The 265-nt window shown below is 66.8% G+C and carries 1 pseudogene; it reads left to right on the top strand.

Annotation, left to right across the window (positions count from 1 at the left end):
• Positions 1-265, top strand: a pseudogene (locus ACFI33_RS11840) (IS481 family transposase); the annotation flags it as partial.

Below are 265 nucleotides of genomic sequence, written 5' to 3'. Positions count from 1 at the left end.
ACGTGACAGTGAAGCAGGCCGTGCTTCCAAGCGTGGTGCAGGCCGGCGGGTCGGCTACACCTATCTGCACTCGGCGATCGACGGGTTCACCCGGCTGGCCTACACCGAAGCGTTGGAGGACGAGCGGGCGGCCACGACCGTGAGCTTCTACTGCCGGGCGAGGGCGTTCTTCGCCGCCCACGGCATCACCGTGGACCGGGTGATCACGGACAACGGGAACAACTACCGGGCCGTGGACTTCACCGCGAAGGTGGTCTCACTCGGG

It is taken from the genome of Micrococcus sp. PSi08 (genome assembly GCF_054960655.1).
Note: the sequence above shows the minus strand (reverse complement) of the source record. Positions and strands in the feature narration are given on the sequence as shown.